Origin of the sequence: Gilliamella sp. ESL0441 (genome assembly GCF_019469185.1) — a bacterium.
Taxonomy (GTDB): Bacteria; Pseudomonadota; Gammaproteobacteria; order Enterobacterales; family Orbaceae; genus Gilliamella.
The window spans coordinates 2,624,544-2,646,943 of record NZ_CP048264.1; the positions used below are offsets into that span (position 1 = coordinate 2,624,544).

The window sequence follows — 22,400 nt, forward strand, 5'->3', positions numbered from 1 at the left end:
GTTATTTTGGTTTTCCCAAAATCCTCTTAACTTTTTTCGGAGTAACTTCCATTAATTTTGCAATAGTTTCAATATCAACACCTTTATTAAATAACGCATTTGCTAATGCCTTGGCTTGTGCAAGCGCTGCTTCTTTTTGTTCCTTTTCCGCTTTTGCTTTTTGTTGAGCTGTTTTCGTCTTATCCTTTTCAACCGCCAACTTCTCTTTAGCAATCAACTTTTCTTCCTTACGGATGCGTTCAACTACTTGATAAGTAGGGACATACTTTAGGCTTTGTTCTAACTCGTCCATAAGTTTAGTACTTCGGAAGCTGATATAGGATTTTGGGGTGATGATTAGGTGGTCGATTAGGCCGATATTTAGAATACGGCCAACTTGAATTAGGCGATCGGTGATATCTTTATCTGCTTCGGATGGCGTCAGCGTTCCTGACGGGTGATTATGAACTAATATCACGCGTGAGGCGTTTTTCATTACCGCAACACGAAATACATTCATCGGTTCAACATCGACCGATTTATAACTGCCAAGCGCAATCAGTTCGATATACAGGATATAACCAGCTTGATTCATGCCAATCATCCAAAGATGTTCTTTTTCTTGGTCGATTTGGTTATCACGCAATAACACACGTTGCATAATGCTGTAGACATCGTCTGTGCTTTCAATATAGCGTTTGTCATGCTTGGTTAATTTAATATCCATTTTATCACCTTGTAAAATCACTTAAAAAATAATATAGCATATTTTTCTTAGACTTAGCAGTAGTTAATTAATTTTGGTCATACCTATGATAACTATTTTATGTTTGCCTGATAGGTTCATCGTAAACTACAATAAAAATTATTTAGCATTTTAGTTTGGATTCTAATTTTACTAATTTTTATTATAATAACGCCTAAAATAACAGCGGATAATTCAATATCAACAATCCAATCTAATAAGTTCAACAGTTTAAAATAGTTGGGCGATTTCTTGACTAGTTCGGACAAATGATTATTGCTTTAAAGCAAGCTTACTTGATATTTTTTGTATCCCACCAATAGAATAATGACAGCATAATAAAATTGCCGGATAAATTATAAAATTAAGGGTGAAAAGTGATGTCACACACAAAACACCCATGATAAACTCAATATTAAACAATGATTTATCATAACCGCCACTCATAATTAATATATAGAGAACCGCTAATATAAAGTTAATCAGCACTCCAATAAGTACGCCATAAATTACTAATCCTGTAGGACGTTTTGTTTTTTTTAAAAGCACGATTGAAATAATAAAAAAACAAAAATAACACAAACCATAAAATATTAAATAATGTGATTCTGGTGGAAAACGATGATGTTTTCTTATAATTAAGGAATAACACCATTGGTAACTTATAAATGCTCCAATAACATTAAATATCAATATAATCATAATATTAATTGTTTTCACTAGTTTGTCCTTTTTTATCTTCAATTTCTTTTACTGCTTCTTCCAAAGAGCCTGGTAACAAATAAAGTTCTTGTAGACCATATTCATCTAAAACAGATGAAACGGCACGCGCACAATAAAAACCAATAAAAGTCGCATAATTACCATTAATAATTCTTTTTTCAATATTCAGCGCTTGCTCTCGTGTTAAAGTGATTTCACGTTGAGAAACATAATCACCATCTTCCACATGGTATTTGATAAATTGTTCTATTGAAAAAGGGATGTCTCCATCATCATAAAAAGCTTCTGCTTGTCCTCGATATTGTCGCATGTAATCGCCATTGGGATCAAAAATTAAAGGAGTTTCACCTTTGATATGAATATAAAGTGCAGAATGTGTACCGAATTGTGTGAAATTGTCCCATCTTGTAGTAAATAAATAAGCCTCTACATCTTGCTGACTATTTTTTTCTACTTCATTGCTTAAATTATTATATAGGTCATTTTTTACAAAGGTATTTGTCATTGTAGCAAAATGACTACTTGGATTTTTTACACCAACAAATATAGTACTTTTTGTTGCTATAATCTTATTATAACCGACTGGAGAGCATTTACATGCAATCATACAACCATCATAAGCAGCAGGTTTACCCGCTACGATAAAATTATCAGCACCCTCTATAATTTTTCCAGTACTTTTACATTTAGGACAGTAGGCATAATCCCCAAGACAAGCTACACCTTCAATTGCACAAAAACTTTGATCCGATGCTGAAATGATTTTGCCACCAGTCGTAGTAGTATCACCTAGAACGGCTATCCGTTTACTCATAATGATTTATCTGTTGAATATTTAAACATATAATTGATTATATTGCATTAATTAACCGAATGGCAACACTATTTTATTGGGTTAATAGAGGATAAGAATAGGCGGTGTTAACAAACTATAGCTAAGTAGAGCGATGCAAACGTTACCATCTAATATGGCTGACAGCTAAAAAAATAGCTAATTTTTAATTTTAAATCGCATGAAGGTTTAATTTTCCAAAAAGTAGACTATAACGGTATAGTCTCCTAATTATTTTTAAAATACCGTTTATATACCAATATAACCTGTCCTAGACATCATCAAACAACAAAATATCCGAGAGCAAGCGATTATTGATGCTCAAAAGTGGATTAAAATAGCCGAATTTGAAGTATCGGGTGACATAGTTGGCGTTGTAGAGTAAAGCTAGATAATATTATTTTTGATGACCATATCCAACAAAAAAATCGAGGAGTAATCCTACGTTTTCTATCCAATATTTACTAATATCGATTTTAAATTGCCAAATTTTAAAGCACCATGATTCTAAATAAGATCGTGTTAGATGAATATTATTCTATAAAACAAAGATAAGTAGTCATGTTGATAATTATCTATCCAAATATTCACAAATCGTTTCTATATGATGTTTCATTGAAATTTTTTTAATAACGCCTAATCCAGGATAATGTCTATCTCTATATAATAATTTTAATGACTGTATTCCCTTAGATTTAATAAATGGGTTTTTAGGCGAACTTGATAATTGAATAACTTTTTCTAAAGCTTGTATAAATTTTCCTCCTGGATTTGTTGGTGTTTTATCATCTTCAGAAGAAAAATGCATAACATACATGGAATCATGCTCTTCATCAATATAGGAAAGGTGTATTGTAACTACATAAGCGGGACCACCATTTTTTGAATAATTATCGCCAACAATCGTATAATCACCAAAACCAATTACATTTGAATGAGATTTTTTAAATGAAATGTGTAAATCTGAAAAAAACGATTTATTACCATAATCAGCATTCTTATTTCTTTTTTGAAATGGATCGTCCATTAGGACTATATTAATATTTTTTAATTGTTCCTTTATCGCGATTGGCGTATATCTATTTATAATTACATAATTAATTTGTGTTAAAAGATTAATCTTATCTCGATCTATATCATCATAAATATAAACAGCTTTTTCTGAGAATTTTTGAAAATCAATCGAATCGATTATATTTTTATAATTTTCAGCTGAGCTATTTATTTTAACACATGGGATAAAATTTATGTCTAATTCTAGTGAATTGCTTACTAACATATTAATCAGGTTTATGTCTTTATTCTCAAAATCACCCATACAAGGATTAATTATTACAAGTGGGACGATGTTATATTTGTTCAGGTCTTGAATTGTTTTTAAAAGCTGAATAAGATTACTTCGTACAGGTTCTATGATAGGTTTAAAATTTTGATGATAAACATAAGGCGCTAATTCTTTAAGTGCAATTAATTCGTTTTGTTTACCTCGCATGACTGGAAAGTACATAAATATTCCTCATCTACATATTTATTTAAAATATCTAATAAGCTGTTTTGCTCATTTTTTGTTATATTATAGCAAATAGCAGATGAAATTAAAGAGTTAGGTAATTGTTTAATAAAATTAAAGTCGTTTGCTCGGTATTTTTTTAAAGTTTCTCTGAATAATACCTTTAATTTATCAGCTGGTATTTCATAAAATTTATCTAAACAATAATCAAATATTTCTGTATTTTTCATTTTTGGAAAAAAACCAAAAAAAATTTCAACAATATTTTTATATTCTTGAACTCTAAGTGATTGCAACATTATTTTAGGATCAATGGGCGTACTAAGTATGTTAGCTTTAATTATTTCTTTAATTCTTCCTCTTTCGGTTAACTCTAAAAGACCAACATTTTGAGGTAATAAAGCACAAATTTTATCAAGATGTTTATTAGCAGAAATAACAACTACTTTATCAAAAATTTTTGTATAAGAAGATAATTGTTCAGGTAATCTGTTTAAAGTGTCAAATTCGCTTTTTATTTCATAACAAGTTGATACTCCATTTAAAATGACACAATCAGCTTTATTCGCACCAACTCTAAATTCAGCTAACATTGTAGCTTTTTCACCATGACGATTTAAAAATAATTTTTGAGCTATAATATTTTTATAAAAGTACTCACCTTTATAATCTTTCGATGTTTGATAAAGAGTCAAATCAAATAGCTCTGAAATTTTAAGTGGAAACTTTGGTGATATAAGATATTCGTGAATTGTCCTATTAAGAAGAGAATAATCATTCTTAGCCAATAAGGAAATAGCCTGACTTGTAAACAATTTCATAGCATCTCTACTTGTTAACATAATTTTCTCTTCCATTATTAAATAATAATGAGCACAATAATGATTAATTATGTGCTCTCTAGCATAAGGTTACTATAAATAAAATCAAAAGTTAATTTTTCCATTTTTAAAAAGGTTAACTCAATATTAAAACTTTTACAACTATCCCGTTTATTAACAACCCTATACATTGCTTTCACTGCAATTACCAAAATTTTAGTAATATTCTCAACCGAAACACTTTTTTCTAACAAAGCATTAATCAATATTTTATTTTAAATTTCTTCTTTTTCTCGACGTTCCTTTTCAACCGCCAACTTCTCTTTGGCAATCAATTTTTCTTCTTTACGGATGCTTTCAATGATTTGATAAGTCGGGACATATTTTAGACTTTGTTCTACTTCGTCCATAAATTTAGTACTGCGGAAGCTAATATAGGATTTAGTGGTAATAATTAGGTGTCGATATTTAAAATACGGTCGACTTGAATTAGGCGATCGGTAATATTTTTATATAATTCGAACGATGTCAATGATCCTAACGGATGATTATGAACTAATATCACGTGTGAAGCGTTTTTCATTACTGCAATACGAAATACATTCATCGGTTCAACGTCGACCGATTTATAGTTCAATCAGTTCTATGTACAGAATATAACCAGCTTGATTCATCCCAATCATCTAGTTGGTATAATTGACATTCTGATTACCAGTTTTTTATAACAGGAAAGCTAGATTTACACATATTACCAATTATTTAACGTGATTTAGAATGTCTATTGATTAACTAACATAACGGAATTGATGACCAATATGAACTATCCACAACTTTCGATGAACAACTTATTATGGCGTTTCAGTCAAGAAGCCAACACAAGTGTTGGCATTTTCTTACTACCTAATTCGCTCAACGATTTTTTAATTCAATAAAACAAAATTATTTAGCGTATATCTTAGTAACCTGATACAACCGATTCACTATTTAGATGCAACCAATACATTGCCTCATAAGGTTGTAACACCATTTCTGGCTTTAATACAGTTTGGTTTTCATAATTAGCTAGCAATCTTTGCCAATGACGATTTTCTAACGCTTTAGGTAATTGCCATTTAATCGTATTTTCGGTCAGATTGGCTATTACAAGTAACGTTTGATTATTCCAATGTCTGACATAGCACCAGCAATTAGCAACATCAGGCGTTAGATCTTTATAGTCTCCGAAAATAAAGATCGGATAGGTTTTGCGTAATCTAATTAAAGTTTGATAGCAATAAAAAATGGAATTGGGATCGTCAAGCGCTGACTTAACATTGATTTTTGGATAATTGTTTGCCACCTCGATCCAAGGTTTACCTTGGCTAAATCCGGCATTGGCGGTGTTATCCCACTGCATTGGCGTTCGGCTATTGTCGCGTGACTTACTGGCAAGAATCGCTAACATGTCAGACTCTGACATACCTTCGGCAATTTTTTCTTGATAGATGTTAAGACTTTCCACATCTTTATATTGCGAAATATGGGTAAAATGGGGATTGGTCATCCCGATCTCTTCACCTTGATAAAGATACGGCGTGCCTTGTAGTCCATAAAGAATCATCGCCAGCATTTTGGCCGATTCGTTGTGGTATTGGTCTTCATTACCTAAACGTGACACAATGCGAGGTTGATCGTGATTACACCAGAAAATCGCATTCCACGCCTTTCCGTGCATACCCTTTTGCCAATAGCCAAGTATTTTTTTGAGTTCAAGTAAATCGGGCTTAGCCAGCGTCCATTTTTCCCCATTTGGATAATCAATTTTTAAATGATGAAAATTAAACGTCATGGTCAACTCTTTGCCATCCAATGCGGCATATTTTTGACAGTTTTCTAATGTAGTTGATGACATTTCGCCCACTGTTTTTAAACCATTAGGTTGAAAAACATCTCGGCTTAACTCTTGTAAAAATTCGTGTATTTTGGGGCCGTCTGTATAATATTTTCGTCCATCCCCTTGGATATCATCTGGAAAATCTTGCTGTTTAGAGACCAAATTAATCACATCCAGCCTTAATGCATCGACGCCTTTATCCGCCCAAAATTGACAGACGTTTTTAATCTCTTGGCGAACGGTTGGATTCTCCCAATTAAGATCAGCTTGCTGTTTTGCGAACAGGTGTAAATAGTATTGTCCTGATTGCTCATGCCACTGCCAAGCGTTACCGCCAAATTTTGACCGCCAATTGTTGGGTTCTGATCCGTCAGCGTTGGCATCTTTCCAAATATAAAACGATCGAAAAGGACTGGTTTTATCTAAGGCGGATTTAAACCATGGATGCTCTGTTGACGTGTGGTTAAATACCATATCCATCATAATACGAATATCACGTTCATGCGCTTGCTTAACCAATAATTCAAAGTCTTCCATCGTGCCATAAGCCGGATCAATATTATAGTAATCCGATACATCATAACCATTATCAACTTGCGGAGAGGGATAAATTGGCGTTAACCAAATCGCACTAATGCCCAGATTTTTAAGATAATCCAATCGGCTGATAATGCCTAATAAATCCCCCGTTGAACCAGTACCACTGGCTTGAAAACTTTTGGGATAGATTTGATAAATAGTTCCATTTTGCCACCAAGGGATTTCTTTCGTATTCATTGTTTGCTCTTAATTATTCATCTGTTATAAATTAACCGTTCCATAATAGAACGGTTAACGGTTATTAAATCGTGTTTAGCGAATATCTAACGTACCTTTTTTCAATTTTATTTTATAAACAACTGATGTTAAAACAATAGGTACGACAATTGCCACAACCATGGCTAATGCATAAATTCCCCAATAAATCGGTTTTATGGATAAAATGCCAGGTAATCCACCCACACCTATACCATTAGATAATACCCCAAACAAACCACAAATTAAGCCAGCAAAGGCCGCACCAATCATGGCACATAGCATAGGGAATTTATAACGTAAATTGATACCGTACATCGCCGGTTCAGTCACGCCCAGATAAGCTGATATGGCAGCAGGAACAGACACTTCACGTTCGTTATGTTTTTTACTGACTAAAATAATCCCCACCACCGCCGAGGCTTGAGCAATGTTTGATAACGCAATAATTGGCCAAATAGGTGTTCCCCCCATATTTTGGGTCATCTGCATATCTATGGCTAATGTCGTATGGTGAATACCGGTAATTACCAATGGTGAATATAAGAAACCAAAAATAGCCGAACCAATGAAGGCATAATCTCCAGTCATCAAATATCTAACCCCATAGGCAATACCATTACCTAACATTCGCCCTAAAGGGCCTAATAAAAAATGTGCCAGAAAAACAGCAAGCAGTAGCGATACGATCGGAACAATCACCAACGTAAGATAATCAGGTATAATTTTACGTAATCGAGTTTCGATCCACCCTAACGCTAAACCAGCAAAAATCGATGGAATCACTTGTGCTTGATACCCTACTTTTTGGATGGTGAACAACCCAAAATCCCACACTTCAGGTATTTTACTGCCCAGATCGTAAGCATTCATCAATTGTGGTGAAACTAAAGTAATGCCTAATACGATACCTAAAACAGGCGAACCACCCATTTTTTTGACTGTAGACCAACATATAGCTACCGGCAGAAAATTGAAAATCGCTTCACAAGGTAGCCAAAGTATATTGTATATAGGCGCTAGCCAATGATAAGTTGCAATTAATGGCCTATCATTAATAGTGGGCATATCTCCAATAATGTTGCGTAACCCCAATAACAAACCGCCTGCAATTAAAGCAGGCAGCAAGGGTACAAAAATTTCTGCTAAGTTCGAAATTAGTCTTTCAAAAAAAGACATATTTTGTTTCGCAGCAGCTTTAGTTTGCTCTTTAGTTGATTCATCAAGATTTAAATGCTGAGTTAAAGCTTTATAATAACTATCCACATTGGTACCAATAATGACTTGAAATTGCCCAGCATTATTAAAACAACCTTTTACAAAAGGTAATTCCTCTATGGCTTTTATATCGGCTAATTTGGGATCAGACAGTGCAAATCTTAATCGTGTTAAACAGTGGGTAACACTCGCAATATTTTCTTTTCCACCCACACAATCAATCAATGCAGTTATCGATTCTGAGGCGATATTAGGATCTTTAGCCATCTCCAAGTCTCCCTATCATAAATATTTAGCCGAATTAGCTATTAATACATTGGCTATGTTTAAATTAGGATTCAGCATAGATTGAAAAAGACAAACAATAAATGGGAACGTTCCCTATTTGTGATAGATCTCACATAATTACTAAAAAATATAATACTGTTAGATTGTTATTGCTATTTATTAACAGCCAGTTGGCAAGGGATCGTCACCGTTTTAAGTTCCACCCCATTGGTTAACATTCGGAGTAATTCATGAGCGGTATAAGTTCCAGCTTTATCAAAACCTAACTCCACAGATAACGTTTGTGGAAAAAGAAAACGGAGCAATTCACTCTGCCCGATACTCGCAACAATGATATTTTTATATTGCTTTTCATGAAGATATTTATGTAAGCCTAAAGCAAGCGTTTCAGTCGCACAAACAATGGCAGAAGGTGATGATTTAATGACTGTTTGAGCAAGATGATAGCCTGATAAGTAACTTAATTTTCCTAAACAAGCTTTAGGCGTTATTTGATGAAGCTGACAAAAATCCAGATAAGCTTGATAACGTAGTGCACCGGTAGTTTGGTCTTGCTGTTCAATACCAATATAAGCAATATTACGCTGTTTTTGCTGATAATATAAATGCTCAAGTAAGCGGGTTACTGCGCCGATATCATCGTAACAAACACACATATGATTAGGGAATGAACGAGCAATAACCACACTCTTATTTTGCCAGAAAGACAATACTCCCTTATCTAATCCTGTAAAGGCAAAAACCACGACACCGTCAGCCTGCTTATCTTTCAACATGGCTAAATGTTCTTCAACCTTTTCAACATTAAATTGGCTTTCCATAATAATCGGGTCATAGCCATGTTGATAAAATATTGGCAGCATGCTACTGACAGCTTGATTTTCAGACATCGAGTCGAGACGAGTGACAATAATACCAATCACTTTATTACCATAACCTCGCATTGCTCTTGCAGATTTAGACGGCGTAAATTGATATTGTTCAATAATAGCATTGACTTTATTACGTGTTTCTTCTTTCACCATTGGGTCATGGTTAATTACTCTTGAAACCGTTGATTTGCTTACTCCACTAAGTTTGGCAATATCCTTAATGGTTAAGTGGCTCGATGACTTGCTCATAATAATTTTGCTGAATAAAGATCAATAAAATTATAGTAATATAGTTTCAACAAAATTGCGATATGGTAGCTGCTTGGATGCTATTAAAAACCATGAAATATTGATATACCTGATTTGATGTCTAATGGTAGAATCAGATTAAAATTTAACAGGTCATTAGTAGTACTGTTTAACTCAATATCTCACTTTACGACAAGCTATTAAACATGAAAAAATTATATTTACTGTTAGGTTATATCTTATTTTTTGTCAGTTTATCCGGACACGCATCAAGTGATGTCACAAAAATAGCTACCGTTACAGAACAATTTAAAACTGCTCTATTATGTCAATCAAAGCCTTTTGCCATCGAAGATAAAAAAATCATTGCTGAACTTGGAAAACAAAAAATTACCATAAAAAACAAACAACAAGATAATATCACTGAAATCGAATACCATTTTGAGCGACCTATCAAAATCAAGAATGTATGGGTTAATATGATTCGTTATGAAAGCGATAATTTCGTCACATCTTTTTATGCTAAAGCCAAAGGTGATATGCACAAGTTCGCTAAATTGATTGGTGCTAACGCTATATTGCGTAGCTGTGAAGAACCCATTCCATTGAATGATACAGACATATACCGAAAAGATATTACCCCTATTACGGACAATAAACTTTACCTTGATACAATAATTATTGGTCAGGATAAAGACTCAAAGCCGAATGATTTTTATTTTATTTGTTCTAAATTTGAGGCTAATGAACCATAATTCTTTGCTTAATCAATATTATCCTATTAATTTATTTATCTTATGTATGCTCTTGTCTTAAACACTGAGCAACATTGGTAATGTATGAATTCCATATTAGGTGGTGCTTGGTTATAAACTTTTCGATTGAATGCATCAATGCATTCTAATGGTGTCGAATCTTGATGTAGATTGCTTATGTACTTTGAGCTAATAAAGACAGTAAACAATCCTTAATTTTCATGTTTTCTTGTCTCAAATCAATAGTAGAAAAATTTAATTGATGTCCTTGAATTAGGGTATGTTCATTTATTGATTCATCCACTGTTGGATAAAGTAACATACCTGATGCTGAAAACGATAAAGGGTCGTCAATTTTTTCTTGGCTTCTTACATAAGCATAGAGCTGATATAAATGATCTGTTATAAATGAATGGCTTGATTTTTTAAAAATAGATGTACATTTAGTATCCACAATTAAGCGAGAATTTGTTTTGTTATTTTCTATAATTAAATCGGTAATCATTTCTGGCATAAACTGTCCAATGTTGTCCGTCGATTGGGTACATTGCCATTTAAACCTTTTACCAGACTCGATTTGCCATTCATTTGGATTGAGATTAACCCGATAAAAACCAATTACCGCTTTCTCAAATAATGCTCTTAACCACTGATCAGTTTTCTCCAACGTATTAAGTGTTTCTTTACCGAATAATTCTGTTGGAATAGACAAACTATGAACCAATTTAGCCACCGAAACTAATAGATTATCATGAGGATTTGATCGATTGAACTGATCGATAACAGGGTTGTAATAGTTAGATTTACCGATTTTTAACTCTTTAAAACGATTGGTTATTTGTTTGCATTGCTTAATCAATTCATCATTATTTAATTGCCTTAATAAAACATGAGCAGCACCATGAATATATTGATTTTTTGGTGTATTATTTGTTAATCCATCATATCGACAATGGATTTTACCTTTTTCAAGTAATAATTTACGTGTGGTAGTTAAATAATCAATTTTTCCTCTAACACGTGTTAAAACCTGCTTTTCAGGTTGATAACTGTTAGATAATGAATAACGCAATCCTTTGTGCACTGCCTTGCAATAAATTTCAGCAGTCAGCTCAACAATTTTTTCAGGATTTTCTTCAAAATTTATTCGCTGGTGTTCATCAAGCTCTTTATAAGAATCTGATGCATACAATAAAAGTAACCATATGTTTCTAATAGGTATTTTATTTAATGTGATATTTTGTTTTATTGTCGATTTAGTATTCATTGAGATTGTTTATATGCAATCGTAATAAGTTTCATTGCTTTGTTAAGTTTATCTTTTTCATCAAACCAATACTCTTCCAATAATGGTTTAACTTCTGTATCAATAATATTTTGATACCACACTAAACCTTCACTTTTCGGTATAGCTCTATGATGAGTTAAATAACTATGACCAATAGCAAAAGCGCTTCCTAACATTCTATCTTGAGCAATGAATTCATTTAATTCATTCATTCTTTCTTTTATTTCTTCTAAAAGCTTACTATTGAGCCCTGTTTTTTTAATCATATAGCTTAACCATTTTTCTGAAAAATTAGGATCTAAAGTAAAAAACGCAAAACGTCGACGTAGTGCAAAATCGACTAATGCTAAAGAACGATCCGCTATATTCATCGTACCAATGACATATAAGTTATCGGGAATATATATTCCATTTTCTTGTTCACGGCGATAGGTCAATTCTAATGCTTCACTCGGTGTTCGCTTATCAGCTTCAAGCAGTGTTAGCATTTCACCAAAAATCTGTGCGGGATTACCTCGATTAATCTCTTCAATAACCATAACATATTTAGATTGAGGATCATTTCTGGCTTGATGAATTATCTCCAAAAAAGGACCATCGATCAGCGCTAACTTACCATCACTAGCGGGACGAAAACCACGAATAAAATCTTCATAAGATAGATTAGGATGAAATTGAATTGCTCGAATATTATTTGAATCTTTATAGCCAATTACAATATTAGCCAATCTTTTAGCTAACCAAGTTTTACCCGTACCAGGGGGACCTTGTAAAATAATATTTTTCTTTTTTGTTATACTGGATATCATTTGTTGCAATTGCTGTTTATCGATAAAACAATCTTCTTGAATTAAATCTTTTAATGTATAAGGATGCTTAACAAATAATGGATCATCAGTTAATGGTGCATCAATATCTGGTTCATTTTCCATGATTTCTCCTCTTTTTCCATCAATATTATGATTAAGTAACCGATATTTACCATTCCCCAAAAACTGAAAAAATTTTTTATCTTTCATTCGTTGTAAAGTGTAAGTTAACAAGTTACTTGTAACTCTATTATTTGGAAATTCCTCCTCAAGTTGTTGTCCGTATTTATCCAGCAACTCTTTACAATTAAAAACATTACTTCCGTTATCTTGGCAAAGTTCTTGGATGAATTGTAATAATATAATTTGCCATTGATTATTAGATGCTAAATTTTCATTAATTAATGTGCGATTTTCATATTTACGTAATGCAGTGAAATAAAGCTCAGGAAAAGAGTGAATAGGAAAGTAATCTTCGTTAAATCTCGTTGCTAAATCATCAAGTAATTTTAGGTAAACATTACCATTAAAATGCTCTTTAGATAATCGATCATCTTTTATCAACGCCAATTCATCAGTAAGATAAGTTTTTGAAGCTTTATCCAATACGACATAGGCATGAGGACGAATCCAAAATAAACCACTAGTTAATTGCCATGGAAAATATGATTGCGACATGACTAAGTCAAATTTTTGTTCAAACTCATCTTGATAGTTTTCATCAACATTAGAAAATTTCAGTGCAATATCATAAAATTCCCACAAATTATCAATCTCTTGTTGTTGATTTTCGGAGTTGGTAAAAAACCAAGATAGTTGATTATTAAGTAATGGTATGCCCTCAAAAGAGTTAGGGACAGATTCTTCAATATTAAGAAATTCAGCCCACTTTTTAGCTATTTCTATTCTTGTCGTTTCTTTAATATGACGATTAAATGTTCCTAATACAGTAAATGGACAAATATCCTGTAAACCTTTATCGAGTAAATAAGACAGCTTAAACTCGGTGGCCAGCTGATTTACAAATTCCATTAATATTGAACGTTTGCTTTTGTCTAGATAAATTAATAAATTATCTGCAATAGCTTCATAAAAACGTACCCAACTGAACAATTGGGTACGATTGGCAACATCACCATAACGAGATCGCCAATAAGGCGCATTCCGAAAATAGTCAATATCCTGTGGTTCATTATAGAAAGTAAAATTGATTAATTGTTTTGATAACCATTCATCATCTTTAACACTCCAAATAGTAGCCATATTGGTATAAAAAAACCATTTTTTATTCAAATTCTTTTTTTGCCAATTAACTTCTAATAACTTTCCATCACCATAATTTTTTGTCACAATACCGGTCGCTTTAATCTCCATGACCGAAACAGCTTGACCTTTATTATCAAAGGGTAAATTCTTTTTTAAATTATAAGTGGATTTGATCGCAACTCGATCACCAACTGAAATGGTTCGTACGGTATTTAAGTATTTATTATCGTAACCATTTTCCCAAATACCTAATTTAACAAAACGTTCTGTTTGGTCTTCACTACCATTAAATTTAGCGCTTAAAAACCAATATGTTTTTATTGCTTCCAATGTTTTTCCTTTCAAAAGTAGATAATCTATTGTAAAGATAAATTTTTGAAACGAAGTTTAACTTAAAACAAGATAAAAAAGTGAACAAATCTAATTAAATGTGTGATATAGGTCAAATTTTCAAAAAAATTCTTAAATAATTATTAACAAAAAGATCATTGAATATAATTGGCAAAAAATAGCTTTTTATTCATGTTAAAAACCTATTTCTTAACACATTGCCTTAATTTATAAGCACTTCCCCACGCTAACATAGCATCATGAACCTGTTTTAAACTTTGTCCGACTTCGGTCAAGGTATATTCAACTTTAGGTGGTACTTGGGCATAGACTTTGCGATGAATTAATCCATTTTTTTCCATTGCACGTAGGTGCTGGGTTAAGACTTTTTGTGATATTCCGTCTAAGGATTTTTTTAATTCGCCAAAGCGTTTAGTGCCCGTTAATAAATCACGAACAATTAATACTTTCCATTTATCGCCCATTAGCATAAGCGTAGTTTCGACAGGACAAGGGGGTAAATTTTCATTGAGAGACATAGTAAAAAATCCTTTAAAATCAATTATAGTATTATTTTGGTAACTATATTACTGTTTAGTACCTACTTTACAATAGATACTTTGAATATTAATCTAAAAATATTCATTACTTAACGATTTTTGTTTACAGAACCTAAAACCAGAATCCAACAATATTATTAAATTGAAAAGAATAAAGGAGTAAAAAGATGAAAATAGCTGTTATTGGTGCAAGTGGTAAATCTGGCAGTCTGATAGTTAAAGAAGCAATTGCACGTGGGCATGATGTGACGGCAATTGTCCGTAATCCAAATTCTCATGTTGACCCTAATGCAAAAATCTTAGTTAAAGATCTATTTGATCTGACTTATGAAGATTTGAAACCTTTTGATGTGATTGTTGATGCATTTGCAACATGGAGCCTTGAATCACTGCCTCAACATCAAACAAGTTTAAAACATTTAACTGATATTTTAAGCGGTAAACCTAACCGTTTATTAGTTGTTGGTGGTGCAGGTAGTTTATATGTCAATCCTGAACATACTATTCGTTTAGTTGATACACCCGAGTTTCCAGAAGAATTCAAACCACTAGCTAATAATATGGCTAAAGCACTTGATGAATTAAAAAAATGTCAGGATGTGAACTGGACTTACTTAAGCCCAGCTATTGAGTTTATTGCCGATGGCGCAAGAACAGGTCACTACAAAGCAGGCGGTGAACAGGTCTTATTCAATACTCAAGGAAAAAGCCAAATTAGCTATGCTGATTATGCCATTGCCATGGTTGATGAAGCAGAAAATGCCAAACACATTAAACAACGTTTTACAGTAGTGACAGAATAAGATAACAACCTATTTTATATAGTGAACGGCTAATGCCTGTTCACTATATGATAGCGCTTTTTATTACTGAATTTTCAATTTAAGCGTGATTAATCAAATTACTGGTACTATTCTACACCAATTTGACAAGTCATTTTAATTTCTCGATTATCCGTGATTTCTAAGTTTGACAATACCACTAGCTGTGGAAAATGGGGTCTTAAAAATTGTGATAGCATCGGCCTTAATGTGTGGTTAACCAAGAGTACAGGCGGTGCACCAATGGCATCTTGCTGATTTAAAGCTTGCTTAACTTGTTGAATAATATGATCCGCCAGTCCCGGTTCAACATTACTGGTATTTTGGAGTGCTTGTAACAACAATCGTTCCAAATTCACATTTAAACCAATGACATTAATTGCCCCATTCCCCGGAAACCATTGTTGTGTTATCACTCTTCCTAAAGCTATTCGCACTAGGCTAAGCAATTGATAAGCATCGTTTTGATTCGGTGCATGTTCGCTTATGGTTTCGATAATTGTGCGCATATCACGTATTGACACTTTTTCGGCGATTAAATTTTGGAGTATTTTATGAAACGTCGTTAACGTAATGACGCTTGGTATGAAGTCCTCCACCAATTTTGGAATATCTTGTTTAACATGATCCAATAACTCTTGTGTTTCCACTCGTCCTAATAAATCACTGGCGAACTGTTGTAACAAATGATTAAAATGCGTCGCAATCATGGTGCTGGTATCAACAACGGTATAACCTAAAATTTGAGCATTTTCTTTATTACTTGCGTCTATCCATACCGCAGGTAAACCAAACGCAGGCTCGGTAGTGGGTATTCCGTCAATGGTTTCTGTCACATTCCCCGGATTAATCGCTAACCATTTGTTATTTACGATTTCACCTTTTCCTATTTCCCCGCCTTTAATAAATAATTTATATTGATAAGGCGCGAGCGATAAATTATCTCGGATATGAACTTGAGGCGGCAAAAAACCAAACGTTTGAGCAAACTTTTTCCGTAAACTGCGTATCCGACCCAATAATTCACCATTCTGAGTCTGATCTACCATAGGGATTAACCCATACCCCACTTCCATTGCTAAAATATCTTCAATACTGACGTCCGACCAAGATGCTTCAATATTACTAGGTGTCGTTGCTTGCGTATCAACTTGCTTAGTGCTGGCAGTCGTATCATTTTTCTTCTGCTTATTAAGCCACCAAGACAACACAACTAATATCGCAGTAAACAGTAAAAACACTAGATTTGGCATACCCGGAATCAAACCCAATAATCCAATGACTACCGCAGTCAAGATTAATACTTGTGGATTTTTAAACAACTGGTTTAGCATCTGTTCACTGATGTTTTCTTGTGATGTCACTCTTGTCACAATCACGCCAGCAGCCGTTGAAATAATTAAAGAAGGGATTTGAGCAACCAGACCATCACCAATAGTTAATAATACATACGTCTGACTCGCATCCGCTAGTGCCATACCATGTTGTACAACCCCTACTAACAGCCCACCGATAATTGTAATTGCCATTATCAATAAGCCAGCAATCGCATCACCCCGAACAAATTTACTTGCTCCGTCCATTGAACCATAAAAATCGGCTTCTTGGGTAACTTCGGCTCGGCGTGCTTTGGCTTCGTCTTCACCAATTAATCCAGCATTTAGATCCGCATCAATTGCCATTTGCTTACCGGGCATTCCATCTAATGCAAAACGAGCCCCGACTTCGGCTATTCGCCCTGCCCCTTTCGTGATAACCATAAAATTAATAATCACCAAAATGATAAAAACCACAATACCTATCGCAAAATTGCCACCTACCAGAAAATGACCAAAAGCTTCAATCACCCGACCTGCGGCATGACTGCCAGTATGACCTTTTAACAGAACAACCCGCGTCGAGGCAACATTTAATGACAAGCGTAATAAAGTCGCAAACAATAACACGGTTGGGAAAGCAGCAAAATCAAGTACACGCTTAGTAAACAATGCCACAATCAAAATAATAATTGATAACGCAATATTGAAGGTAAAAAACAGGTCTAAAATAAACGCAGGTAACGGTAATACCATCATTGAAAGAATCAATAAAATTAGCAGTGGACCTGCTAAAATTTGATAATGCCCTTTTTTAAGCCCATTGGTTGATAAAAACGAAACTATTTTATTTTTAATCATGTAATTAATTACCGCCTTGGTTGATTTTCTGCTAATGACTCAGGTACCGGCAAATTGTTAGGTGTAATCGGTTTATCACCGCCAAATTTATGCCACCGTTTTAATTGATAAACCCAAGCAAGAATTTGCGCAACAGCTGTATATAATTCGGTTGGAATGGTCTCGCCAATTTCACCATAACGATATAAAGCCCTAGCCAGTGGTGGCGCTTCTAATTGTGGAATATGATGTTGATTGCCGATCTCCCTGATTCGTAAAGCGATTTGATCGGTTCCTTTTGCCAATACTTTAGGGGCTATCATGGTTTTTTCATCATAATGTAAAGCAACCGCATAATGAGTCGGGTTGGTTACAATGACATTTGCTTTAGCGACATCTTTCATCATGCGACGCCTTGCCATGGCTTGCTGCATCTGCCGAATACGGCCTTTTATTTGAGGATTCCCCTCTTGCTCTTTAAACTCATCTTTAATTTCCTGTTTTGACATCATCAATTTTTTTAAATTACTCCAAATCTGATAAAAGATATCAAAACCGACCATCGGAATAAGTGATAACACCATGAATAATCCACAAATCAAAATAAGATCTATCGCTTTTGTTAATGCGCTATTTAAATACATTTTTGTAAGAGAAAGCAGATTTGGAAACAAGTCGAATAATAACAATGAAGCAGCTAAGGTAATTAATATGACTTTTAGCATACTTTTAAATAATTCCGCTAAAATTCGGCGACTAAACATCCGCCCAAAACCAGAAATCGGATTCAACTTTTTAAAATTGGGTTTAATTGATTGCCAACTAAATAACAAGCCACCCACACAAAGCGGCGCCACAATAGCAAAGATAGCCAAGGCAAAAAACAGAGGAACAATAGCCCAAAAGCCAGCGGTCATTAACTCAATCAAATTGGTCAGAATACGAGATTCATCATTTACACGAAAAGAGACCTGCATCGCAGTTTTTATTATGATGATTAACTTCTGGACTAATGCAGAACCCATTAACCAAAAAAGCATAATGCCCACCAACAAAATAATGACGGAAGTCAATTCTCGTGAACGGGGTATCTGTCCCTTCTCTTTAGCTTTTTTTAGTTTGCTATCGGTGGGGCGTTCGCTTTTATCTACATCACTTTCATTCGCCATGATAGGGGTTAATAGTATCTAACTGTCTAAATAGAAATAAAATAGTCACAGTATGTACTTAACACACTAAAGTTATTGGCTTGATTAAACGACAAATTAAGGTGTATTTAACGCGTTTACACTGAACACACCGCAATTATCATTAAACTTTTGCTCGTTTTGATGAGATTGTTTCGGTTTGTTGATAACCATTATTGGTATAAACAACCGGATTATGAATACTTTTTAAATGATCGATAGTTTGCTGAGTACGATGCATACGATTTTGAATAATCAAACCATTATCACGATTGATATTCGCTAATAACCGCGTAGTGGTTGTAATGGATTGCCATTGCTCTGCCAGTTCTGGATTTTCACTATAAGGGGAAGATAGATTGAGTTGTTTACTGGTATTAATTCGTTTTTCATCTAATAATTTTAATTCAATAAGTAATTGACTCTTTTTATTGATGATTTCATTGAGTTGATTGATAGAACTGTTTTCAATAAGCACTTGTTGCTCTGTCTGCAAAATGTCTGAAAGTGTTTGTAACATGACGGTTATTTTATTTAAGATGTCATTTAATTCTAACATTTTTATTTCCTTTCAAACTTTACTAACTATTCAATATTTTCAATCATCTGTTTGATAAGTTCATCAGCTATTTTTGTGGTGTTTATCACTAATTTACCTTCAGTAATAGCCTGTTTTATGTTATCAACTTTTTCCATATCAATGTCATTATGCGTAGACTGTAAAAGCGATAAGGTATTTTGACTTAATGTCACATTAGCACTGCTGGTCAGGCTATTTTCTGTCTGCTGAGATGATCGTGGGCTTTTTTGTTGCTCATTGATAACATCACGATTAAGTAATCCTGCTATTGTCGTTACCGATTTAGTCGCTTCTATACTCATAAAATACCTTTGATCAAAAATTTAATGATTTGTTTAGTCTAATTATCGGCAAAAATAAAAAAATCATTAATTTTATTTATCGAAAATTGTCACACCTTCTTGCGTAACAATACCTTCAACAATATTGCCAGAATTAAGCTTTACACTAATATGATCATCTAAGGCGCCATTATTAAGAGATTTACCTTTTGTTGCAATCACATACCCCTCTCCATTAATCAAGACTTTCACCATTTGACCAGCCTTGATGTGCCAATTTTGTTGCAGCATTGAAGTTCGAATTGGCTCATCAAGCTCAATGTTACGTAATGCAATATGATTAATAATGTGCTGCTTATTTAAAATTACCGAATTGGCTAGAAGATCAAGTCGTCCCAATTTTGACCGTATCAGTGCATCAGTAATGATCGTTCCTGCACTTATAGGTTTATCAGCGACAAAATAACGTCCCTCAGCACTGACTTTTATTTGCAAATACTGAGGTTTATTACCGCATTTAACGCCAATGGTCATCGTACCCCACTGTTTTTTATTATTCAGTAGCGTAATTTTGGGCTCATCACACATTAACTGCGGTTTAGGCGATATATAAGATATCGAAATATTATCGACAGGAACCGTTATATGTTTTGAAACTAAATCATTCACCGCTCTTTCAAATGAATCAGCCATCGCCATATTGGTCACCAATAACAGTGAAATAAGCTGTATTAATCTAATAACCTTAATCATATTTGCTTGTTTTAAAATTATTTGTAAGCCGATTTTACTGTATGAACAATTTTATTGAATGTTGAAATAAGGACAATTTTTGTTGTTATTTATACGATGAATTTTTTTTGATTCACATAAAATTTTAAATATCAAACAAAGTGAGACGATTTTATGCTGAATAAATTAGACACCTTTATTAATTTTCATCAACAAGCATTAAATGTACGTGAAAAAAGACAAACTATCTTAGCATCAAATATTGCTAATAGTGATACACCGAATTATCAAGCGCGTGATATTGATTTTAATGCCGAATTGAAAAAAGCACTAACTCATCAGAATAGTCGCCATCACCTACAACTTAACGTAACGTCGAATCAACATATACAGATCAATGCACCTGCTATAACAAATGTAAATATGCTTTATCGTATTCCTTATCAAGCATCAGCGGACGGTAATACGGTCGAAATGGATCAAGAACGCACAGCATTTATGGATAACAGTATCCACTATCAAAGCAATTTAACTTTTTTAGGTGAACAATTTAAAAATGTAATGTCTGTATTACAGCAAGGATAATCAATATGAGTTTTTCAATTTTTGCAATTTCTGGCTCGGCCTTAATGGCACAAACTCAGCGAATGAATGTCAGCGCCAGTAATTTAGCGAATGCTGACAGCATCACCAGCACATCAGGAAAAGCATACCAAGCAAAACAAGTTATTTTTCAGGTGGATAATAACGGTGAGCAAAATAGTATTGCTGGCGTTAAAGTCGCCCAAGTGATCGAAGACCCGTCACCCATGAACTTAGTTTATGAGCCACATCATCCATTAGCCGATGAGAAAGGTTACATCCAAAAACCCAATGTCGATGTTGTTGCCGAAATGGTCAACACCATATCAGCATCACGCAGCTATCAAGCCAATGTCGAAGTCATTAATACCGCCAAAAGCCTAATGTTAAAAACATTGACATTAGGTCAATAGCAAGGAGTGATAGATGGGTGTAACAAATGTGTCTGTATCCGAATCGGTAGGCGTAAATGGTGTTCAAACCAAACAAAAAAGTACAACTGATGGCAATTCCAGTAAAGAATTACAAGATAACTTTTTAACGTTACTGATTGCCCAGATGAAGAATCAAGATCCAACCAATCCAATGGATAATAGCCAATTAACCTCGCAACTTGCTCAAATTAACACATTAGCGGGGATTGAAAGATTAAATACCACGCTAGGCATGGTGTCTGGGCAAATTGACGATAGTTTATCGGTCAATGCCAGCAACATGATTGGTAAAGGGGTAATGGTACCTGGCAATAAAATTTTAGTGGCGACCTCTGAGCTTGAAGGTACTGATAACGAAACCGAAACCATTACCACACCATTTGGTTTTGAGCTAATGCGTGATGCTGATTCAGTCATCATTACGATTTTAGATGAAAATGGTAATGTCGTACGTGAAGTCGATTTAGGTTCGATTCCTGCTGGGGTTAGCTCCTTCACTTGGGACGGTCAGCTGAACGATGGCACCACCGCACCAGATGGTAGTTATACCTTTTCGGTCAATGCCAGTTACGATGGACAAAAAGTATCCTCAACGTCACTTGGCTATTCGGTAGTCTATGGTGTGATAAACAGTAAAGTTAATAATAAAGTATTACTCGATTTAGGAATACTTGGTTCAATTAGTATTGACGAAGTACGTCAAATTCTTTAAGG

The 22,400-nt window shown here is 34.0% G+C and carries 23 protein-coding genes; 5 read left to right on the forward strand and 18 right to left on the reverse strand.

Annotated elements, in window-relative coordinates; genetic code table 11:
* Nucleotide 1 precedes the first annotated feature (1 nt).
* The 10 genes from GYM75_RS11615 to treR all read right to left on the reverse strand — a co-directional run bounded on the left by GYM75_RS11615 (nt 2) and on the right by treR (nt 9,905).
* Entirely contained in the window at nt 2–706 is a 705-nt protein-coding gene (locus GYM75_RS11615) for a JAB domain-containing protein (RefSeq protein WP_220216082.1), read from the reverse strand.
* Nucleotides 707–997: 291 nt separating this feature from the next.
* Nucleotides 998–1,444: a hypothetical protein gene (locus GYM75_RS11620; RefSeq protein WP_220216083.1), complete on the reverse strand. Its 447-nt coding sequence runs from the start codon at nt 1,442–1,444 to the stop codon at nt 998–1,000.
* Nucleotides 1,431–2,261 carry a PAAR domain-containing protein gene (locus GYM75_RS11625; RefSeq protein WP_220216084.1) on the reverse strand — a complete coding sequence of 277 codons (831 nt, stop codon included), beginning with the start codon at nt 2,259–2,261 and terminating at the stop codon, nt 1,431–1,433. Before GYM75_RS11625 ends, GYM75_RS11620 begins: the two co-directional genes overlap by 14 nt.
* A gap of 589 nt (nt 2,262–2,850) precedes the next feature.
* Entirely contained in the window at nt 2,851–3,786 is a 936-nt protein-coding gene (locus GYM75_RS11630; RefSeq protein ID WP_220216085.1) for a sce7725 family protein, read from the reverse strand.
* A complete protein-coding gene (locus GYM75_RS11635) occupies nt 3,747–4,631 on the reverse strand; it encodes a sce7726 family protein (RefSeq protein WP_220216086.1) in 885 nt (294 codons plus the stop codon). Before GYM75_RS11635 ends, GYM75_RS11630 begins: the two co-directional genes overlap by 40 nt.
* A 254-nt stretch (nt 4,632–4,885) precedes the next feature.
* Entirely contained in the window at nt 4,886–5,020 is a 135-nt protein-coding gene (locus GYM75_RS12335; protein WP_255556774.1) for a hypothetical protein, read from the reverse strand.
* A gap of 44 nt (nt 5,021–5,064) precedes the next feature.
* On the reverse strand, nt 5,065–5,247 hold the full coding sequence (locus GYM75_RS11640) for a JAB domain-containing protein (protein ID WP_220216087.1): 183 nt from the start codon (nt 5,245–5,247) through the stop codon (nt 5,065–5,067).
* Nucleotides 5,248–5,565: 318 nt separating this feature from the next.
* Nucleotides 5,566–7,260, reverse strand: coding sequence for an alpha,alpha-phosphotrehalase (gene treC, locus GYM75_RS11645; protein ID WP_220216088.1), 1,695 nt, complete (start codon nt 7,258–7,260; stop codon nt 5,566–5,568).
* 75 nt (nt 7,261–7,335) lie between these two features.
* Nucleotides 7,336–8,763, reverse strand: a complete 1,428-nt coding sequence (treB, locus tag GYM75_RS11650; RefSeq protein ID WP_220216089.1) for a PTS trehalose transporter subunit IIBC — start codon at nt 8,761–8,763, stop codon at nt 7,336–7,338.
* A gap of 173 nt (nt 8,764–8,936) precedes the next feature.
* Entirely contained in the window at nt 8,937–9,905 is a 969-nt protein-coding gene (gene treR / locus GYM75_RS11655; RefSeq protein ID WP_220216090.1) for a trehalose operon repressor TreR, read from the reverse strand.
* A gap of 206 nt (nt 9,906–10,111) precedes the next feature.
* Between treR and GYM75_RS11660 the strand changes: the two genes are divergently transcribed.
* Nucleotides 10,112–10,660, forward strand: coding sequence for a hypothetical protein (locus GYM75_RS11660; protein WP_220216091.1), 549 nt, complete (start codon nt 10,112–10,114; stop codon nt 10,658–10,660).
* 175 nt (nt 10,661–10,835) lie between these two features.
* On the opposite strand, the gene GYM75_RS11665 is transcribed toward GYM75_RS11660, so the two are convergent.
* From GYM75_RS11665 to GYM75_RS11675, 3 genes are all read right to left on the reverse strand, one after another.
* Nucleotides 10,836–11,927 (reverse strand): 5-methylcytosine-specific restriction endonuclease system specificity protein McrC, encoded by a 1,092-nt coding sequence (locus GYM75_RS11665; protein ID WP_220216092.1) that lies wholly within the window; start codon nt 11,925–11,927, stop codon nt 10,836–10,838.
* Entirely contained in the window at nt 11,924–14,353 is a 2,430-nt protein-coding gene (locus GYM75_RS11670; RefSeq protein WP_220216093.1) for an McrB family protein, read from the reverse strand. The genes GYM75_RS11665 and GYM75_RS11670 overlap by 4 nt, the downstream gene beginning before the upstream one ends.
* Before the next feature lie 203 nt (nt 14,354–14,556).
* Nucleotides 14,557–14,892 carry a helix-turn-helix domain-containing protein gene (locus tag GYM75_RS11675; RefSeq protein ID WP_220216094.1) on the reverse strand — a complete coding sequence of 112 codons (336 nt, stop codon included), beginning with the start codon at nt 14,890–14,892 and terminating at the stop codon, nt 14,557–14,559.
* A 188-nt stretch (nt 14,893–15,080) separates the two neighbouring features.
* Between GYM75_RS11675 and GYM75_RS11680 the strand changes: the two genes are divergently transcribed.
* On the forward strand, nt 15,081–15,716 hold the full coding sequence (locus tag GYM75_RS11680) for an NAD(P)-dependent oxidoreductase (protein ID WP_220216095.1): 636 nt from the start codon (nt 15,081–15,083) through the stop codon (nt 15,714–15,716).
* A gap of 107 nt (nt 15,717–15,823) precedes the next feature.
* Here the strand turns inward: GYM75_RS11680 and flhA are convergent, their stop codons facing one another.
* The 5 genes from flhA to flgA form a co-directional block, all read right to left on the reverse strand.
* Complete coding sequence (gene flhA / locus GYM75_RS11685) at nt 15,824–17,911, reverse strand: flagellar biosynthesis protein FlhA (protein WP_220216096.1); 2,088 nt, start codon at nt 17,909–17,911, stop codon at nt 15,824–15,826.
* A gap of 8 nt (nt 17,912–17,919) precedes the next feature.
* The gene (flhB, locus tag GYM75_RS11690; protein WP_220216097.1) at nt 17,920–19,059 is read right to left on the reverse strand and encodes a flagellar biosynthesis protein FlhB; all 1,140 of its coding nucleotides are present in this window, start codon (nt 19,057–19,059) and stop codon (nt 17,920–17,922) included.
* Between the two features lie 142 nt (nt 19,060–19,201).
* Entirely contained in the window at nt 19,202–19,636 is a 435-nt protein-coding gene (locus GYM75_RS11695) for a flagella synthesis protein FlgN (RefSeq protein ID WP_065558033.1), read from the reverse strand.
* Nucleotides 19,637–19,662: 26 nt separating this feature from the next.
* Nucleotides 19,663–19,959 carry a flagellar biosynthesis anti-sigma factor FlgM gene (flgM, locus tag GYM75_RS11700; RefSeq protein ID WP_220216098.1) on the reverse strand — a complete coding sequence of 99 codons (297 nt, stop codon included), beginning with the start codon at nt 19,957–19,959 and terminating at the stop codon, nt 19,663–19,665.
* Between the two features lie 72 nt (nt 19,960–20,031).
* Nucleotides 20,032–20,691: a flagellar basal body P-ring formation chaperone FlgA gene (gene flgA, locus GYM75_RS11705; RefSeq protein ID WP_220216099.1), complete on the reverse strand. Its 660-nt coding sequence runs from the start codon at nt 20,689–20,691 to the stop codon at nt 20,032–20,034.
* A gap of 153 nt (nt 20,692–20,844) precedes the next feature.
* Here flgA and flgB point away from each other — a divergent pair, with 153 nt between their 5' ends.
* Genes flgB through GYM75_RS11720 form a run of 3 tightly spaced genes read left to right on the forward strand, consistent with a single transcriptional unit; the run spans nt 20,845 to nt 22,398 of the window.
* Nucleotides 20,845–21,255, forward strand: a complete 411-nt coding sequence (flgB, locus tag GYM75_RS11710) for a flagellar basal body rod protein FlgB (protein ID WP_220216100.1) — start codon at nt 20,845–20,847, stop codon at nt 21,253–21,255.
* 5 nt (nt 21,256–21,260) lie between these two features.
* On the forward strand, nt 21,261–21,665 hold the full coding sequence (gene flgC / locus GYM75_RS11715) for a flagellar basal body rod protein FlgC (RefSeq protein WP_220216101.1): 405 nt from the start codon (nt 21,261–21,263) through the stop codon (nt 21,663–21,665).
* Nucleotides 21,666–21,678: 13 nt separating this feature from the next.
* A complete protein-coding gene (locus GYM75_RS11720; protein WP_220216102.1) occupies nt 21,679–22,398 on the forward strand; it encodes a flagellar hook assembly protein FlgD in 720 nt (239 codons plus the stop codon).
* Nucleotides 22,399–22,400 lie beyond the last annotated feature (2 nt).

What these genes read in the sequence shown, in the direction of transcription:
- GYM75_RS11615 (WP_220216082.1), bottom strand. Translation starts at nt 706, where the DNA reads ATGGATATTAAATTAACCAAGCATGACAAACGCTATATTGAAAGCACA.
- GYM75_RS11625 (WP_220216084.1), bottom strand. Translation starts at nt 2,261, where the DNA reads ATGAGTAAACGGATAGCCGTTCTAGGTGATACTACTACGACTGGTGGC.
- GYM75_RS11630 (WP_220216085.1), bottom strand. Translation starts at nt 3,786, where the DNA reads ATGTACTTTCCAGTCATGCGAGGTAAACAAAACGAATTAATTGCACTT.
- GYM75_RS11635 (WP_220216086.1), bottom strand. Translation starts at nt 4,631, where the DNA reads ATGTTAACAAGTAGAGATGCTATGAAATTGTTTACAAGTCAGGCTATT.
- GYM75_RS12335 (WP_255556774.1), bottom strand. Translation starts at nt 5,020, where the DNA reads ATGGACGAAGTAGAACAAAGTCTAAAATATGTCCCGACTTATCAAATC.
- treC (WP_220216088.1), bottom strand. Translation starts at nt 7,260, where the DNA reads ATGAATACGAAAGAAATCCCTTGGTGGCAAAATGGAACTATTTATCAA.
- treB (WP_220216089.1), bottom strand. Translation starts at nt 8,763, where the DNA reads ATGGCTAAAGATCCTAATATCGCCTCAGAATCGATAACTGCATTGATT.
- treR (WP_220216090.1), bottom strand. Translation starts at nt 9,905, where the DNA reads ATGAGCAAGTCATCGAGCCACTTAACCATTAAGGATATTGCCAAACTT.
- GYM75_RS11660 (WP_220216091.1), top strand. Translation starts at nt 10,112, where the DNA reads ATGAAAAAATTATATTTACTGTTAGGTTATATCTTATTTTTTGTCAGT.
- GYM75_RS11665 (WP_220216092.1), bottom strand. Translation starts at nt 11,927, where the DNA reads ATGAATACTAAATCGACAATAAAACAAAATATCACATTAAATAAAATA.
- GYM75_RS11675 (WP_220216094.1), bottom strand. Translation starts at nt 14,892, where the DNA reads ATGTCTCTCAATGAAAATTTACCCCCTTGTCCTGTCGAAACTACGCTT.
- GYM75_RS11680 (WP_220216095.1), top strand. Translation starts at nt 15,081, where the DNA reads ATGAAAATAGCTGTTATTGGTGCAAGTGGTAAATCTGGCAGTCTGATA.
- flhA (WP_220216096.1), bottom strand. Translation starts at nt 17,911, where the DNA reads ATGATTAAAAATAAAATAGTTTCGTTTTTATCAACCAATGGGCTTAAA.
- flhB (WP_220216097.1), bottom strand. Translation starts at nt 19,059, where the DNA reads ATGGCGAATGAAAGTGATGTAGATAAAAGCGAACGCCCCACCGATAGC.
- GYM75_RS11695 (WP_065558033.1), bottom strand. Translation starts at nt 19,636, where the DNA reads ATGTTAGAATTAAATGACATCTTAAATAAAATAACCGTCATGTTACAA.
- flgM (WP_220216098.1), bottom strand. Translation starts at nt 19,959, where the DNA reads ATGAGTATAGAAGCGACTAAATCGGTAACGACAATAGCAGGATTACTT.
- flgA (WP_220216099.1), bottom strand. Translation starts at nt 20,691, where the DNA reads ATGATTAAGGTTATTAGATTAATACAGCTTATTTCACTGTTATTGGTG.
- flgB (WP_220216100.1), top strand. Translation starts at nt 20,845, where the DNA reads ATGCTGAATAAATTAGACACCTTTATTAATTTTCATCAACAAGCATTA.
- flgC (WP_220216101.1), top strand. Translation starts at nt 21,261, where the DNA reads ATGAGTTTTTCAATTTTTGCAATTTCTGGCTCGGCCTTAATGGCACAA.
- GYM75_RS11720 (WP_220216102.1), top strand. Translation starts at nt 21,679, where the DNA reads ATGGGTGTAACAAATGTGTCTGTATCCGAATCGGTAGGCGTAAATGGT.